Raw genomic sequence first — 15,274 nt, 5'->3', positions numbered from 1 at the left:
ACAAACCCCACGATCTTAGGCCGAGGGCCCCGCCGCGAATCGGGGGACCCGCGGAGCCCCGCGGGCGGCCCCCTCCGTCGCGTAGGGCCACGCCTCCGCGTGGTCGTCCCACCGTGTTCTCAGTTCCGTCGCCGCCGCCACGTCCGGGCAGCCCGCGAGGCCCAGGGCGTCGCGGAACTCCAGGGCCAGGAGATCGAGGACCCGCCTCACGCCCGCCTCGCCGGCCATGGCCAGGCCCCACAGGGCCGGGCGGCCGAGCAGGACGCCGCGGGCGCCCAGGGCGAGTGCCCTGAGGACGTCTGCTCCGGTGCGGATACCGCTGTCGAGCAGGACCTCGCAGCGGCCCGCCAGGGCGGGCACCACCTCCCGCAGCGCGGCGACGCTCGGGACCGCGCCGTCCAGTTGGCGGCCACCGTGGTTGGAGACCGCCACCGCGTCCACCCCGCACTCGGCGGCACGCACCGCGTCCTCGGCCGCCAGGACGCCCTTGAGGACCAGCGGCAGCCGGGTCGCCGCCCGCAGCTCCGCCACCGATGACCAGGTCAGGGCGGGGGAGAACACCGCCTCGGTGTGTGCGGCCAGCGCGGAGGCGGTGCCCGCGGACGGCCGGTGCGCCGCTGTGGGGCCCGGGGGCAGGTGGGCGGCGCGTACGTGGTGCGGCAGCGCGAAGCCGTTGCGTACGTCCCGGAGCCTGCGGGCCATCCACGGCACGTCGACCGTGAGGACGACGGCCTCCGCCCCCGCGTCCTCGGCCCTGCGCACCAGGTCGAGCGCGCGCCCCGGCTCCCGCAGCCAGTACAGCTGGAACCAGACGGCCGCGCCCGTCGCCACAAGGCGTTCGACCGGCACACTGCTGAGGGTGCTCACGGTGAACGGCACACCCGCCGCCCGCGCCGCCCGCGCGGCGGCCAGTTCGCCCTCGGGGTGCAGCAGCCGCTGGTAGGCGACGGGCGCGAGCGCCACGGGCAGCCGGGCGGCGTGCCCGAGCAGGGTCGTCTCCGTCGTGCACCGCGAGACGTCCCGCAGGACGCGGGGGACCAGCCGGACGCGGTCGAGGGCCGCGCGGTTGGCGTCGAGTGTCGTCTCCGCCCCGCTGCCGCCGGCCACGAAGTCCCGCACCCCGCTGGGCAGCACCGCGGCGGCCGCGCGCTCCACGTCGGCGAGGCAGTGCACACCGAGGTCGGGGGCGGCGCCGGCCGGCGGCTCACCGCTGGTGGAATCCACGCTGCTTCGTCCGATCCAGCTCCACGGCCTCGTACAGCGCCTTGATGTTCGCGCTCCCGAAGGTCGCGGCCCCCTGCCGCTCGATGACCTCGAAGAACAGCGTGTGCCGCGGATGGGCCGAGGCGGTGAAGATCTGGAAGAGCCTGCCGTCGTGGTCCTCGTCCGCGAGCACGTTCGTCGACCGCAGATCGGCGAGACGCTCCGCGCCCAGGTCGATGCGCTCGCCGAGCAGGTCGTAGTACGACGGCGGTGTGCGCAGGAAGGAGACACCGCGCCCGGACAGGGCCCTGACCGACCGCACCGCGTCCTTCGAGGAGAACGCCAGGTGCTGGACGCCCGCCCCCTGGTGGCCCTTGAGGAACTCGTCGATCTGTCCCGTCGCGGCCTCGGTGTCGGGCTCGATGAGCGTCAGCGTCACGGTGCCCGACGGGCTCTGCACCACCGTCGACTCCATCGCCTGGGCGCCGACGATGATGCGCTCCTCGAAGATGTCCCGGAACCCGAGCGCACGCCGGTAGTGACCGACCGTCGGGCCGAGGTCGCCCGCGGGCAGGCACACCGCGATGTGGTCGAGTTCGAGGAGACCGGCGTCGTCGGCCGGGCGCGGGTGCGGACGCGTGTTCCGTACGGGCACGTAGCCGACCGGCAGCCCGGGCCCCTCGCCGGGAGCGCGCTGGACCAGGGTGTGGACGACGTCCCCGAAGCCGCGGACCGCCGCGCCGGCCTGCCCGTCCCGCGCCTGCCGGTACGCCACCGCGCCCCGCTCGACCGCGGCGCGGAAGGCCGCGGCGGCGTCCGCGCTGCGCAGGGCGATGTCCGCGACACCGTCCCCGTGGTCCATCACGTACGCCGACGCGGGATGCTCGTCGGACGTCGCCTGGGTGACGACGAGGGTGATCCGGCCGTGGCGCAGCGCGATGCCGCGGTGCTCGGCGAAGGAGCCCGTGCCGACCACCGTGAAGCCGTAGCCGTCGACCCAGGACGCTGCCGCCGCCTCCACGTCCTCGACGTACATCTCCACGTAGTCGAGCGACAGGTCGGCGAGCGGTCCCGCGGCTTTCGGTAATTCGCTCATGAATGTCTCCAGCCGGAGAGGGAAGATTTCCTGGGACTCTACGAGCCGGATCTCCGTTCTGGCTATGGAAGTCATGGACGTCACGGAAATCATGGACGGCCGTTCTGAGGTGTCCAGAAAGCCTCGTCCGTCAAGGAATTCCGGTCGGCGGGCCGTGTATAAAATCGGCGGAACTCACGGTGGTGGCGCCACGGTTTATGGCCGACGGCCTTTTGGACGGGTGATGTTCAGTGATGCGCACGATGACCGTGATCGGGGCCGGTCTGATCGGTACGTCGGTGGCGCTCGCCGGGAGCGGCCGAGGAGTGACGGTGTACCTCTCCGACCGTGACCCCGCCGCCGCGCGCGTGGCCGCCGCCCTCGGCGCCGGTCACGCCCGGGCCCCCGCCGGCCCCGTCGACCTCGCCGTGATCGCGGTCCCGCCCAGCCAGGTGGGCGCCGTCCTCGCACAGGCGCAGGAGCAGGGCATCGCCCACGCGTACACCGACGTGGCGAGCGTGAAGGCCGGGCCCGAACAGGCCGCGCTGCGCCGCGCTCCCGACCCCGCGAGGTATGTCGGCGGCCACCCCCTGGCGGGGCGTGAGCGCTCCGGGCCGCTGGCCGCCCGCGCCGAGCTGTTCCGGGACCGCAACTGGGTGCTCACGCCCTCCCGGCTGACCTCGGACGCCGCCTTCGAGCGCGCCCTTGACCTCGTCGCCCTGTGCGGCGCGGTCCCCGTCGTGATGCGCAGCCGGGACCACGACGCGGCCGTGGCGGTGACCTCGCACGTCCCGCACCTGCTGGCCAGCCTGATGGCGGCCCGGCTGCGCGAGGGCCCGGCCGGTCTCGACCGGGTCGCCGGGCAGGGGCTGCGGGACGCCACCCGGGTGGCGGGCGGCGACTCCCGGCTCTGGAGCGACATCCTCCAGGCCAACGCGGAGGCTGTGGCCGGCGTCCTCAGGGAGCTGCACACGGACCTGTCCCGGCTCGTACCGGCACTCGACGCGCTCGCCAGGACTCGGGGCGGACCCGAGCGCGACCTGGGCATGCGCGTCCTGGTGGACCTCCTCGACCGAGGCGTCTCGGGCCTCGCGGGGCTGCCCGGCGCCGACGCCGACGCCGGGTCCGGGACCGGGTCCGGCGAGGGCGCAGGCCATGGGGCACGGGTGGTCGTCGGTGACCGTCCCGGCGAACTCGCGCGGCTGCTCGCCGCCGTCGAGAGCCTCGGTGTCACCGCGGAGGACGCCACCGTCGACGCCCTCGCGGAGGCGGGACTCACCGTCCGGTTCACCGCGCCGCCGCCGACCGCCGACCGCCTCGTGGCGATGCTCGCCGCCGGGGGATGGGACGCCGTACGGGAGCGGCTCGCGCCCCTGTGCCACACGCCTCACGATGAACGTGAATACCTTCACGCCTCCGGCGCCTCCATGGGCCCGGTGGGCTCATGAGATATCGCGCCGGTTCCCGCGCGCCGTTGTGTCCGGCGACGTCCAAGTGCGTGAATCGGGCGGTTGGACGCGTTGTCGGCCCGTCGGTTTTTGTGTGAGCCTGAGCGGCAGATATCGCCTTTCGTGAACGCCTCGATGAACGCCTCGATGAACGCATCGATGAACATCGCGACATCCATGACCGTGGTGACCGAGACGAATGCCGAACGCCTGGGGGAATTTCATGGCGGGACAGAACACCGACGCCGTGCCGGGCCATTCGCCTTCGGCCGCCGACGAAGCCGCGGCCGCGAACCGCGACGCGTTCGACCGCACGGGTCTGCGCCAGGGCCGGCGGGGGCACGCGGGGCCGCCCGAGACCGCCGTGAAGATCCTCGGCCGGATCTGGTCGGCTCCGCTGGTCGTCGGACCGCTGGACGCGCCGGCCCGCCCCGGCGGTGAGCTCGCCGTCGTCAGGGCCGCCGGGGCGGCCGGGCTCCCGGCCGTCGTGAGCGCCTTCGCCGAGCGGAGCTTCGCCGAACTCGCCGCCGACGTACCGCCCTGGCTGCGGACCTACGCCTTCGGTGACCGGGAGACCGGGCGGCACCTCGCCCGGCGCGCCGAGGACGCCGGCTTCGGGGCGCTGCTCCTCGCGCTCGGTGACCGCGACGACGTCCGTGCCCGGCGCGTCGCCGCCCCCGCCGAACTGGGAGTGGCGGGGCCCCTGGGCGACGTACGCACACTGCTGCGGGCGCACACCGACTGGTCCGACGTGGCATGGCTGCGCTCCGCGACCGCTCTGCCGCTGCTCGTCGCGGGGGTGCGCACCGCAGAGGACGCGCTGCGCGCCGTCGACACCGGCGCCGACGGCATCGTGGTCACCGCCTTCGACGCCCTCCCCGAGATCGCCTCCCGCGTGGCGGGCCGCTGCCCCGTCCTGCTCGGCGGCGGCATCAGCCGCGGCGCGGACGTCCTCGCCTGCCTCGCCTCGGGCGCCGACGCGGTCATCGCGGGCCGCCCCGTCATCGACGGACTCCGGGCGGGCGGACGCCCCGGCGTCGCCGAGGTGCTCGGCGGCCTCATCGGCGAGCTGGCCGACGCCATGGCGTTCACGGGCGCGGCCACCGTCACGGACATCGGTCCCGGGGCCATCCGCACCGGGCCACGCCCAGCCGAAGAGGCCCCGATCCGGACGGCCAGGCCCCTGCGCAAGAGCGAGCTGCACGCCAGCGTGTCCGACCCGGTCCTCGACACGATGACGTTCCTCAACGAGATCACCTCCCGCTACCCCGAAGCCGTCTCCTTCGCGCCGGGCCGCCCGTACGACGGCTTCTTCGACAGCGAGCAGATCTTCACCCACCTGCGGCGGTACCTGGACCACCTCGCCGAGCAGGGCAGCTCACCCCAGCAGGTGCGCACCGCCATGTACCAGTACGGGCCCACGTCCGGCCAGATCCGCGAGATCATCGCCGACTCGCTGCGCGCCGACGAGAACATCGACGTACCGGCCGAGTCCATCGTGGTGACCGTCGGCGCGCAGGAGGCGATGCTCCTCGTGCTGCGCGCCCTCATCTCCGGCCCCGACGACGTACTCCTCGTCTCCAGCCCCTGCTATGTGGGCATCACCGGCGCGGCCCGCCTCCTCGACGTCACGGTCACCCCCGTCGACGAACGCGACGACGGGTTCTCGTGCGCCGACCTGGAGGCGGCCGTCAAGGCCGAGCGGGCCCGCGGGCGCCGCCCCCGCGCCTTCTACGTCGTGCCCGACCACTCCAACCCGTCCGGTACGACGATGGGGCCGCGGGCCCGCGCCGAGCTGCTCGAACTCGCGGAGCGCCACAGCATCCTCGTCCTTGAGGACAGCCCCTACCGGCTGGTCAGCCCGGGCCCGCCGCTGCCCACCCTGAAGTCGATGGACCGGGGGCACACGGTCGTCCACCTCGGCTCATTCTCCAAGACGGTGTTCCCCGGCGCCCGCGTCGGATTCGTCGTCGCCGACCAGCCCGTCCTGGACGACTCGGGCCGCACCGGGCTGCTCGCGGACGAACTCGCCAAGATCAAGAGCATGGTGACGGTCAACACCTCCTCGCTCAGCCAGGCCGCCGTCGCGGGCGCACTCCTCGCGGCGGAAGGGCGGGTCTCCGAGCTGAACACCGCGGCCGCCGCGTACTACGGCGACGCCATGCGCGCCACCCTCCGGGAGTTGGACACCCATCTGCCGCACGACCGGCGCGAGGCCCTGGGGGTCCGCTGGAACGAACCCACCGGCGGCTTCTTCCTCACCCTGCGCGTGCCGTTCCGCGCCGACAACGCGGCCCTGATCAGGTCGGCGCAGGACTTCGGCGTCATCTGGACGCCGATGACGTACTTCCACCCCGGCGGCGGCGGGCTGCACGGCATCCGCCTCTCGACCAGCTACCTGACGCCCGCCCAGATCGCGGAGGGCACCGCGCGGCTCGCGCGCTTCATCGAGGCCGAGAGCGCGCACACCGCGAGCGACAGCGCACACACCGCAAACGAGAGCACCGACACCGCGAGGGAGACAGCACCGTGACCGGCACCGACATCATGCGAGAACCGCGTCGCAGCAAGCCGCGAATGTGGGGGTGGACCTTCCGATGACCATCATGGACACGACACGGCCCGGCTTACGGGACGACGTCAGGACCCCGGAGATCATCGGGGTGGGCACCGCGGTGACCCCCACGTCGTACACGCAGGCCGAAGTGCTCGACGCCTTCCGGATCACCGACCCCAAGGTGCGCTCGGTCTTCCTCAACAGCGCGATCGAGCGCCGCAACCTCTCGCTGCCCCCGGCCGACGCCCACGGCGTACGCGCCCCCGAGGCCCAGGGCGACCTGCTCGACAAGCACAAGGCGCTGGCCGTCGAGATGGGCGGCGAAGCCCTGCGCGCCTGCCTGAAGAGCGCCGGAGCCGACCTCGCCGACCTGCGGCACCTGTGCTGCGTGACGTCCACCGGCTTCCTCACCCCGGGGCTCAGCGCCCTGCTCATCCGCGAACTGGGCATCGACCGGCACTGCGGCAGGGCCGACATCGTCGGCATGGGCTGCAACGCCGGGCTCAACGCCCTGAGCGTGGAGGCCGGATGGTCCGCGGCACACCCCGGTGACCTCGCCGTGGTCCTCTGCGTGGAGGCGTGCTCCGCCGCGTACACGGTGGACGGGACGATGCGCACAGCGGTCGTCAACAGCCTCTTCGGCGACGGCGCCGCGGCGGTAGCCCTCCGCACCGGGCCCGCGGCGACCGAGCCGCCGAGCGGCCCGGCCGAGGAGCGGGGCCCGCGCGTCCTCAAGTTCGCGAGCTGCATCATCCCCGAGGCACTGGACGCGATGCGCTACGACTGGGACCGCGAGCAGGGCAGGTTCAGCTTCTTCCTCGACCCGCAGATCCCGTACGTCGTGGGCGCGCACGCCGAACTCGTCGTCGACCGGCTGCTCGACGGCACAGGACTGCGCAGGAGCGACATCCGGCACTGGCTGGTGCACTCCGGCGGCAAGAAGGTGGTCGACGCCGTCGTGGTCAACCTCGGTCTGACCCGCCACGACGTGCGCCACACGGTCGGTGTCCTGCGCGACCAGGGGAATGTGTCCAGCGGCTCGTTCCTCTTCTCCTACGAACGCCTCCTGGAGGAGGAGGCCGCCCGGCCCGGCGACCACGGGGTGCTGATGACCATGGGGCCGGGTTCCACGATCGAGACGGCACTGATCCGATGGTGAGGACTGACGAGACCATGGAACCCCTGCACGCACTGGAGCTGGACGGCTCCGAGCCCCTCTCGGCCACGGCCGTCAAGGCGGTCGGTGACCTCTGCGACCGGACCGAGGACCAGGACGGGAACGGCATAGCCGTCGTCCACGTCACCGGGGCACCGGACGGCGACTGGACCGGCGGCCTCGACGTCATGCTGGTCACCAAGTGGGAGCGCGCCCTGCGCCGCCTCGAACGCCTGCCCACGGCCACCGTAGCCGTCGCGCACGGCGACTGCGGGGGCACCGCGCTTGACGCGTTCCTCGCCGCCGACCTGCGCGTGGCCGCCCCCGGCAGCCGCCTCCTCGTCCCGCGCGACGCCACCGCCACCTGGCCCGGCATGGCCGGCTACCGCCTGGTCCAGCTCGCCGGTGCCGCCCGTGTCCGCAGGGCCGTGCTCTTCGGCCACCCCATCGAGGCCGCCGAGGCGCTGGCCCTCGGCATCGTCGACGAACTGACCGAGGGATCGGTGGCCGCCGTGGGCATGGCCGCCGGACTCGCCCACGGCCTGACGGGGCAGGAGATCGCCATCCGGCGGCAGTTGCTCTTCGACGCGTCGACGACCACCTTCGAGGACGCCCTCGGCGCCCACCTGGCGGCCTGCGACCGCATGCTGCGGCGGGGGGCCGAGACACGGGAGACCTCGCGGCCGGCGGATGGAGCACAGGCGGGCTCGCGGCAGAGCGGCGAAGCCCGGGAAGTCTCGCCGCCGGGCGGCGGCGCACAAGGGGCCCGGGGAATCCTGCCGCAGGGCTCCGGAGTCACGGGGGTGGCGTCATGACCTCGCTGCTGCCGGGGCGGCACGCCCAGCCCGCCGGACCGCCGTCACCAGCCGCGCACCGGGATGTGCGCGAGGGCTGGCGGGGCCTCGCCGCCTCGTCCGGAGCCGTCGCCCGCGCCGACGAACTGGCGGCGGCCCTGCCGCCACCGCCCGCAAGGACCGCCGACCAGCGGGCCGAGATAGACGCCGCCAAGGACGCCGCGCGCACGCTGCGGGTCACGTTCCTCGACACGTACGCCGACGCCGTGTACGACCGGCTGACCGCCGGACGCACCGTGCCGCTGCGGATCGACGCACTGCTGGACGCCGCCGCGGCCGACTTCCCCGGCCTCGTGCCCGACGACGCCCGCCTCGCGGCCGAACGCAGCAAAACCCAGGCCGCCAAGGAGGGCGACGAGATCGACCAGGGCATCTTCCTGCGGGCCGTGCTCCGCTCGCCGCTCGCCGGGCCGCACCTCCTCGACGCCATGCTCAGGCCCACCGACCGCGCCCTCGCCCTCCTGCCGGCGTTCACACGCACCGGCGTGGTCCGCATGGAGTCCGTACGCCTGGAACGCGGCGACGACGGCGTCGCCCGGATCACCCTCTGCCGGGACACCTGCCTGAACGCCGAGGACAGCCGCCAGGTCGACGACATGGAGACCGCCGTCGACCTCGCCCTGCTCGACCCGGCCGTCCGGGTCGGGCTGCTGCGCGGCGCCGAGATGAGCCACCCCCGCTACCGCGGCCGGCGCGTGTTCAGCGCGGGCATCAACCTCAAGAGCCTCAGCTCCGGCGACATTCCGCTGGTCGGCTTCCTGCTCCGCCGCGAACTCGGCTATCTGCACAAGCTCGTCCGCGGCGTACGCACCGCCCACCCGGGCCAGTGGCACTCGCCGTACGTGGAGAAGCCGTGGGTCGCCGCCGTGGACGGCTTCGCCATCGGCGGCGGCGCCCAGGTCCTGCTCGTCTGCGACCACGTGCTCGCCGCGTCCGACGCCTATCTCAGCCTGCCCGCGGCCAAGGAGGGCATCATCCCCGGCGTCGCCAACTACCGCTTCGGCCGGTACGCGGGCCCGCGCCTGTCCCGCCAGGTCATCCTCGGCGGGCGCAGGATCAGGGCCGCCGAGCCCGACGCCAGGCTCCTGGTCGACGAGGTCGTCGAGCCCGAGGAGATGGACGCCGCCGTCGAGCGGAGCCTGGCGGGGCTCGACGGCGCCGCCGTCCTCGCCAACCGCCGCATGCTCAACCTCGCCGACGAACCGCCGGACGCGTTCCGCGCCTACGTGGCGGAGTTCGCGCTCCAGCAGGCACTGCGGATCTACGGCCAGGACGTCATCGCCAAAGTCGGCCGCTTCGCCGCCGCCCCGCGGACGCCACCCCCGCCCGAAGAGACCGAACTCCCCGCCACCTGACGCATCCGAGAGGAGTACGCGATGCCGATCGCCCGGCTGCGGGGGATCAACCTCGCCTACGACGAGTACGGCACCGGCGACCCGGTCGTCATGGTCACCGGCACCGGGGCACCGGGCCGCATGTGGCGCACCCACCAGGTGCCCGCCCTGACGCGGGCGGGCCACCGCGTGGTCACGCTCGACAACCGCGGCATCCCGCCGAGCGACCCCTGCCCCGAGGACTTCACCCTCGACGACATGGCGGCGGACATCGCGGGCCTCATCGAGCACCTCGACGCGGGCCCCTGCCGCGTCGTGGGCTACTCTCTCGGCGCCATCGCGGTCCAGGAACTGCTCCTGGCCCGCCCCGACCTCGTACGCCAGGCCGTCCTGCTCGCCACCAGCGGGCGCACCGACGCCCTGACCGAGGCGATGACGTCGGCGGACCTCGAACTCGGCGGCGGGGGCGGCAAGGTGCCGCCGCGCTTCATGGCCTACGTGCAGGCGCTGCAGAACCTCTCGCCGCGGACCCTGAACGACGAGGAGCTGCTGCGGGACTGGCTCGCCGTCCTGGAGATGTCGGCGGTGGACCTCTCGGGCGTCCGGGGCCAGCTCGGGCTCCAGCTCATCCCGGACCGCCGCCCCGCCTACCGGCGCATCAGCACGCCCTGCCTGGTGATCGGCTTCCAGGACGACCTCGTCGTCCGCCCGCACCTGTCCCGCGAGGTGGCACACAGCATTCCCGGCGCCGGCTACACCGAAATACCGGGCTGCGGCCACTACGGATATCTGGAGAATCCCGCGGCGGTGAATGAGGCGATCGTCGCCTTCTTCGCCGAACGGCGGCCCGTTCATTCCCGTGATTCCGGCCTTACGTCCGGACAGGAATCCGGCCTTGCATCTGGACAGCCTTGTCGCTGTTGAAGGCCCCGGATAACGTAATCCACGCCCAATCGACGCACCTTGACGGGGGATGTCATGCCAAATCCGTTCGACGACGAGAACGGCACCTTCCTGGTCCTCGTCAACGACGAGAACCAGCACTCGCTCTGGCCCGTGTTCGCCGAGATTCCGGACGGCTGGAAGGCCGTGTTCGGAGAGGACACCCGAAAGTCCTGCCTCAAGTACATCGAGGAGAACTGGACGGACATGCGCCCCAAGAGCCTCATCGACGAGATGGAGAAGTACGACGCCGCCAGCTAGGACGACGGCGAACCCCGACCGGAACGACAACGAAAACAGGAGGTTTTCGTGGCCATGATCGGCGGCCCGGGGCCGATGGTGATACGGGGGATGGGGCCGGACGAGTCGGTGACCAGGCAGCAGATCAAGGCCGGCACGGCTAAACGAATCCTCCCCTACGCAAAACCGTACCGCTTCAACATAATCCTTCTCCTGGTCGTCACCGCGCTGAACGCGTGCAACGTGGTGGCCATGCCCATCCTGTTCATGTACCTCATCGACGACGGCATCGCCAAGGGCAACACCTCGCTCGTCGTCTGGATCTCCGTGGCCGTCGCGGGCCTCGCGCTGCTCAGCGCGGCCGTGGGGTTCGCCGAGGCCTGGTACTCGGGCCGGATCAGCGAAGGTCTCATCTACGACCTCCGCACCAAGATCTTCGACCATGTGCAGCGGCAGCCGCTGGCGTTCTTCACCCGCGCGCAGACCGGGTCACTGGTCAGCAGGCTCAACACCGACGTGGTCGGCGCCCAGCAGGCCGTCACCACCCTGCTCTCCACGGTGGTCTCGGCAGGGCTGACGCTGATCCTCGTGCTCGGCGCGATGTTCTACCTCTCCTGGGTGGTCACCCTGATCTCCCTGGTGGTGATCCCGCTGTTCATCCTGCCCGGCCGGATCGTCGGGCAGCGCCTCCAGCGGATCATGCGCGAGCACATGCAGGTCAACGCCGAGGTCGGCTCGTTCATGAACGAGCGGTTCAACGTCACCGGCGCGCTCCTGGCCAAGCTCTACGGCCGGCCCGCCTCCGAGACGGGCCTGTTCTCCGGCCTCGCCGCACGCGGACGTGACCTGGGCATCCTGACCTCCGTCTACGGCAAGATGCTCTTCCTGACGATGACGCTGGTCGGCTCGCTGGCCACCGCCCTCGTCTACGGCCTCGGCGGCAGTCTCGTCATCGACGGCACCTTCCAGATCGGCACCCTCGTGGCGCTCGCCACGCTCCTCACCCGGCTGATGGCTCCCATCAACCAGATCTCCGGCGCCCACACCAGCCTGGTGACCGCGCTCGTCAGCTTCGACCGGCTCTTCGAGATCCTCGACCTGAAGCCGCTGATCTCCGAGAAGCCGGACGCCGTGGCACTGCCCTCGTCAGCCGAGCACGGCAAGGCAGCGGATGGCCGGGCTGCCGGGGACGGTGGCGATGTCGTGGTCCGTGGCCGTGGCGGTGTCGCGGACGGTGGCGCTGTCGCGCCCGAGATCCAGTTCGACGGGGTGTCCTTCCGCTACCCGAAGGCCGCCGACGTCTCGCTCGCCTCGCTGGAGTCCATCGCCCTGCCCGCACAGGAACGCGGGCAGAACTCCTGGACCCTGCGCGACCTCAGCTTCACCGCCCCGGCCGGTCAACTGACCGCCCTGGTGGGCCCGTCAGGCGCCGGCAAGACCACCATCACCCACCTCGTGCCGCGGCTCTACGACCCGGTCGAGGGCGTCATCCGCATCGGCGGCCACGACCTGCGCGACGTCACCCTGAAGTCACTCAACGACACCGTCGGCATGGTCACCCAGGACGCCCACCTCTTCCACGCGACGATCCGCGACAACCTCACCTACGCACGGCCCGACGCGACCGAGCAGGAACTGATCGACGCGTGCAGGGCGGCCCAGATCTACCACCTCATCGAAGCGCTGCCCGACGGCTTCGACACCGTGGTGGGCGACCGCGGCTACCGCCTCTCCGGCGGCGAGAAACAGCGCGTGGCCATGGCCCGGCTGCTCCTGAAGGCACCGCCCATCGTCGTCCTCGACGAAGCCACCGCCCACCTCGACTCGGAGTCCGAGGCGGCCCTTCAGCGCGCCCTGAAGACCGCGCTGCGCGGCAGGACCTCCCTGGTGATCGCCCACCGGCTCTCCACCATCCGGGACGCCGACCAGATCCTGGTCATCGACGAGGGCCGGGTCCAGGAGCGCGGCACGCACGAGGAGCTCCTCGCGATGAACGGGCTCTACGCGGAGCTCTACCGCACCCAGTTCGCCCGCCAGGCCTCCGGCAACGGCAACGGCAACGGCGACCAGCCACGCCCCGAACCCGTGCCCGAACCGGTCGGCGGCCCCGTCCTGCACGGCGGCCCGGAAGGCCCCATGCCCGGCGGTCCCGGCGGCCCCGGACTCTTCCTGCTGCCGCCCGGCGCGGGCCCCGGCCCGGACGGCGGCCCCGGCCCGGGTCCGAACGGCGGCCCCGGCCCCGGCGGCCCGGGTGGTCCTGGCCCGAGGGTCCGCGGCGGGTAGCGAGCCCGCGGGGACACGGAAGCCCGGCATCCGCGACGCCTCACGACGGTGTCGCGGATGCCGGGCCTTCGCGGGGGGTACGTTGGAGCTGAATGTGCTTCGCACACGGCGGGGGCGCGGTGTGACCGGTGTGTGACCTCGGCGCGGGCATCGTGGTCAGCCGCGTGATCCGACGCCGTAGCCCACTCGTCCCGGCCGCAGCGCACGCTAGTTGGGGGTGACCGGGTGAGGGTGCTGGTGGTCGAGGACCATGTCGAACTGGCGGCGTCCGTCGCCAGAGTGCTGCGCAGGGAGGGCATGGCGGTCGACGTCGTGCACGACGGAAAAGGCGCGCTGGAACACGCCTCCGTCGTCGACTACGACGTGGTGGTTCTCGACCGGGACCTCCCCGACATCCACGGCGACGAGGTCTGCGGGACCCTCCTGGAGGGCCCCGCCCCGGCCCGCGTACTGATGCTCACCGCGTCGGCCACCATCGCCGACCGCGTGGAGGGCCTGACGCTCGGCGCCGACGACTACCTCCCCAAGCCCTTCGCCTACGCCGAACTGGTCGCCCGCATCCGGGCGGTGGCCCGCCGCTCCGCGACCGCCGTCCCGCCGATCCTGGTCCACGGCGACCTGCGGCTCGACCCCGCGCGCAGGGTCGCCACCCGCGCCGACGAGCGCCTCCCCCTGACCCCGAAGGAGTTCGGGGTCCTGGAGTGCCTGATGGGGGCTCAGGGCCGCGTCGTGTCGGCCGAGGAGCTCCTGGACCGCGTGTGGGACGAGGCGGCCGATCCGTTCACCACCACGGTCAAGGCGACGATCAACCGGCTCCGCACCAAACTCGGTGCCCCGCCCGTCATCGAGACCGTCCCGCGCGGCGGGTACCGGATCTGATGACGCCGGGTGCCTGGTCCGAAAGGATCTCCCGTCGCCGCCCCCGGCCGGCCGGGGGGCTGCTCTCGCGCCGCGGGCCCCGGCGGGTCCGCACACGGCTCACGCTCCTGTACGGGGTGATGTTCGTGCTGTCGGGCGGCATCCTGCTCACCATCACCTACCTGCTCGCCAACCGGCCCGACGGCTTCTTCCTCTTCAGCCGCGGCGACGGCGGCGCCTCCTTCCCCGCCGACGGCGGCATCCACCTCTACCCGAACACCGTGGACCCCAGTGCGCTGAACGCGTTCGCCAAGGCGCAGCGGGACCAGGCCGAACGCCAGCACGCCGCCGAGATGCACGACCTGCTCATAGAGTCGGGCATCGCCCTCGCGATCATGTCGGTCATCGCGATCGGCCTTGGCTGGCTGATCGCGGGCCGCGTACTGCGCCCCCTGCGCACCATGACCTCCAGCATCCAGCGGATCTCCGCCCGCAATGTGCACGAGAGGCTGGCCGTCGCGGGCCCGGACGACGAGCTGAAGGACCTCGCGGACACCGTGGACGGGCTGCTCGGCCGGCTGGAGACCGCGCTCGACTCCCACAAACGCTTCGTGGCCAACGCCGCGCACGAGCTGCGCACCCCCCTGACCGTGGAACACGCGCTCCTGGAGGAGTCACTGATAGACCGCGCCGCCACCGCGGAGTCGTTCCGCGCCAACTTCGAACGCCTGCTGATCCTCAGCGAACAGCAGGCACAGCTCCTGGAGTCGCTCCTCACGCTCTCCAGCAGCGAACGCGGCCTGGACCGCCGAGAACCGCTCGACCTGGGCGAACTGGCCGACCGTGCGGTGCTCGGCTGGCGCGCGGAAGCGGAACGGCAGGGCCTGCGGGTCGACGCGAGGACCGCCTCCGCCGACATCTGGGGCGACAGCTCGCTGATCGAACGGCTGGTGGCCAACCTCCTCGACAACGCCTCCGGATACAACGTCCCCCAAGGCTGGGTGGCGGCGGAGACACGCGTCGAGAACGACCGTGCCGTCGTACGGGTCAGCAACTCGGGCCCGGTGATCCCGCCGGACCGGGTGGACGGCCTCCTCGAACCGTTCCAGCGGCTCGACCGCACCGCCGGTGACGGCCACCACGGCCTCGGCCTGTCGATCGTGCGCTCCATCGCCGACGTCCACGGCGCGACCCTGCGCGCGCAGGCCCGGCCGCAGGGCGGCCTCGTCGTCGAGGCGGCCTTTCCCCTGCGGGTGGCGGACCAGCCCCCGCGCCACCACCACGGAACGCACCGGCCGCCGCACGTGAATGCGTGAGCCCGAGC

The 15,274-nt window shown here is 72.6% G+C and carries 12 protein-coding genes; 10 read left to right on the top strand and 2 right to left on the bottom strand.

The genetic code is table 11. The features are described 5' to 3' along the window. Positions 1-15: 15 nt before the first annotated feature. Both ACZ6JY_RS25710 and hppD read right to left on the bottom strand, forming a co-directional pair. Positions 16-1,224, bottom strand: coding sequence for an alpha-hydroxy acid oxidase (locus ACZ6JY_RS25710; RefSeq protein WP_469199266.1), 1,209 nt, complete (start codon positions 1,222-1,224; stop codon positions 16-18). Beyond that, complete coding sequence (gene hppD, locus ACZ6JY_RS25705; protein WP_469199264.1) at positions 1,205-2,299, bottom strand: 4-hydroxyphenylpyruvate dioxygenase; 1,095 nt, start codon at positions 2,297-2,299, stop codon at positions 1,205-1,207. Before hppD ends, ACZ6JY_RS25710 begins: the two co-directional genes overlap by 20 nt. A 233-nt stretch (positions 2,300-2,532) precedes the next feature. On the opposite strand from hppD, the gene ACZ6JY_RS25700 reads away from it, so the two are divergent. From ACZ6JY_RS25700 to ACZ6JY_RS25655, 10 genes are all read left to right on the top strand, one after another. Continuing rightward, positions 2,533-3,726, top strand: a complete 1,194-nt coding sequence (locus tag ACZ6JY_RS25700) for a prephenate dehydrogenase (protein ID WP_469199262.1) — start codon at positions 2,533-2,535, stop codon at positions 3,724-3,726. A gap of 223 nt (positions 3,727-3,949) precedes the next feature. Next, a complete protein-coding gene (locus ACZ6JY_RS25695) occupies positions 3,950-6,259 on the top strand; it encodes an aminotransferase class I/II-fold pyridoxal phosphate-dependent enzyme (RefSeq protein ID WP_469199260.1) in 2,310 nt (769 codons plus the stop codon). 73 nt (positions 6,260-6,332) lie between these two features. Then, on the top strand, positions 6,333-7,442 hold the full coding sequence (dpgA, locus tag ACZ6JY_RS25690) for a 3,5-dihydroxyphenylacetyl-CoA synthase DpgA (protein ID WP_469199258.1): 1,110 nt from the start codon (positions 6,333-6,335) through the stop codon (positions 7,440-7,442). A 14-nt stretch (positions 7,443-7,456) separates the two neighbouring features. Then, entirely contained in the window at positions 7,457-8,254 is a 798-nt protein-coding gene (dpgB, locus tag ACZ6JY_RS25685; protein WP_469199256.1) for an enoyl-CoA-hydratase DpgB, read from the top strand. Further along, positions 8,251-9,648 (top strand): (3,5-dihydroxyphenyl)acetyl-CoA 1,2-dioxygenase DpgC, encoded by a 1,398-nt coding sequence (dpgC, locus tag ACZ6JY_RS25680; protein WP_469199254.1) that lies wholly within the window; start codon positions 8,251-8,253, stop codon positions 9,646-9,648. The genes dpgB and dpgC overlap by 4 nt, the downstream gene beginning before the upstream one ends. A gap of 21 nt (positions 9,649-9,669) precedes the next feature. Next, the gene (locus ACZ6JY_RS25675) at positions 9,670-10,551 is read left to right on the top strand and encodes an alpha/beta fold hydrolase (protein WP_469199252.1); all 882 of its coding nucleotides are present in this window, start codon (positions 9,670-9,672) and stop codon (positions 10,549-10,551) included. A gap of 54 nt (positions 10,552-10,605) precedes the next feature. Next, positions 10,606-10,830, top strand: coding sequence for an MbtH family protein (locus ACZ6JY_RS25670; protein ID WP_469199250.1), 225 nt, complete (start codon positions 10,606-10,608; stop codon positions 10,828-10,830). A 54-nt stretch (positions 10,831-10,884) separates the two neighbouring features. Further along, positions 10,885-13,092: an ABC transporter ATP-binding protein gene (locus ACZ6JY_RS25665; RefSeq protein ID WP_469199430.1), complete on the top strand. Its 2,208-nt coding sequence runs from the start codon at positions 10,885-10,887 to the stop codon at positions 13,090-13,092. Positions 13,093-13,317: 225 nt separating this feature from the next. After that, on the top strand, positions 13,318-13,971 hold the full coding sequence (locus ACZ6JY_RS25660; protein ID WP_469199248.1) for a response regulator transcription factor: 654 nt from the start codon (positions 13,318-13,320) through the stop codon (positions 13,969-13,971). 119 nt (positions 13,972-14,090) lie between these two features. Further along, positions 14,091-15,266: a sensor histidine kinase gene (locus ACZ6JY_RS25655; protein ID WP_469199246.1), complete on the top strand. Its 1,176-nt coding sequence runs from the start codon at positions 14,091-14,093 to the stop codon at positions 15,264-15,266. Positions 15,267-15,274: the final 8 nt, after the last annotated feature.

The organism is Streptomyces sp. NPDC046335, from assembly GCF_055587985.1.
The sequence above is the reverse complement of the archived record's forward strand: the minus strand, read 5'-3'. Positions and strand labels throughout refer to the sequence as shown.

Excerpts from the sequence above, each read along its gene's own strand:
- ACZ6JY_RS25700 (WP_469199262.1), top strand. The coding sequence starts at position 2,533 with ATGCGCACGATGACCGTGATCGGGGCCGGTCTGATCGGTACGTCGGTG.
- ACZ6JY_RS25695 (WP_469199260.1), top strand. The coding sequence starts at position 3,950 with ATGGCGGGACAGAACACCGACGCCGTGCCGGGCCATTCGCCTTCGGCC.
- ACZ6JY_RS25675 (WP_469199252.1), top strand. The coding sequence starts at position 9,670 with ATGCCGATCGCCCGGCTGCGGGGGATCAACCTCGCCTACGACGAGTAC.
- hppD (WP_469199264.1), bottom strand. The coding sequence starts at position 2,299 with ATGAGCGAATTACCGAAAGCCGCGGGACCGCTCGCCGACCTGTCGCTC.
- dpgB (WP_469199256.1), top strand. The coding sequence starts at position 7,457 with ATGGAACCCCTGCACGCACTGGAGCTGGACGGCTCCGAGCCCCTCTCG.
- ACZ6JY_RS25665 (WP_469199430.1), top strand. The coding sequence starts at position 10,885 with ATGATCGGCGGCCCGGGGCCGATGGTGATACGGGGGATGGGGCCGGAC.
- ACZ6JY_RS25670 (WP_469199250.1), top strand. The coding sequence starts at position 10,606 with ATGCCAAATCCGTTCGACGACGAGAACGGCACCTTCCTGGTCCTCGTC.
- dpgA (WP_469199258.1), top strand. The coding sequence starts at position 6,333 with ATGGACACGACACGGCCCGGCTTACGGGACGACGTCAGGACCCCGGAG.
- ACZ6JY_RS25655 (WP_469199246.1), top strand. The coding sequence starts at position 14,091 with ATGTTCGTGCTGTCGGGCGGCATCCTGCTCACCATCACCTACCTGCTC.
- dpgC (WP_469199254.1), top strand. The coding sequence starts at position 8,251 with ATGACCTCGCTGCTGCCGGGGCGGCACGCCCAGCCCGCCGGACCGCCG.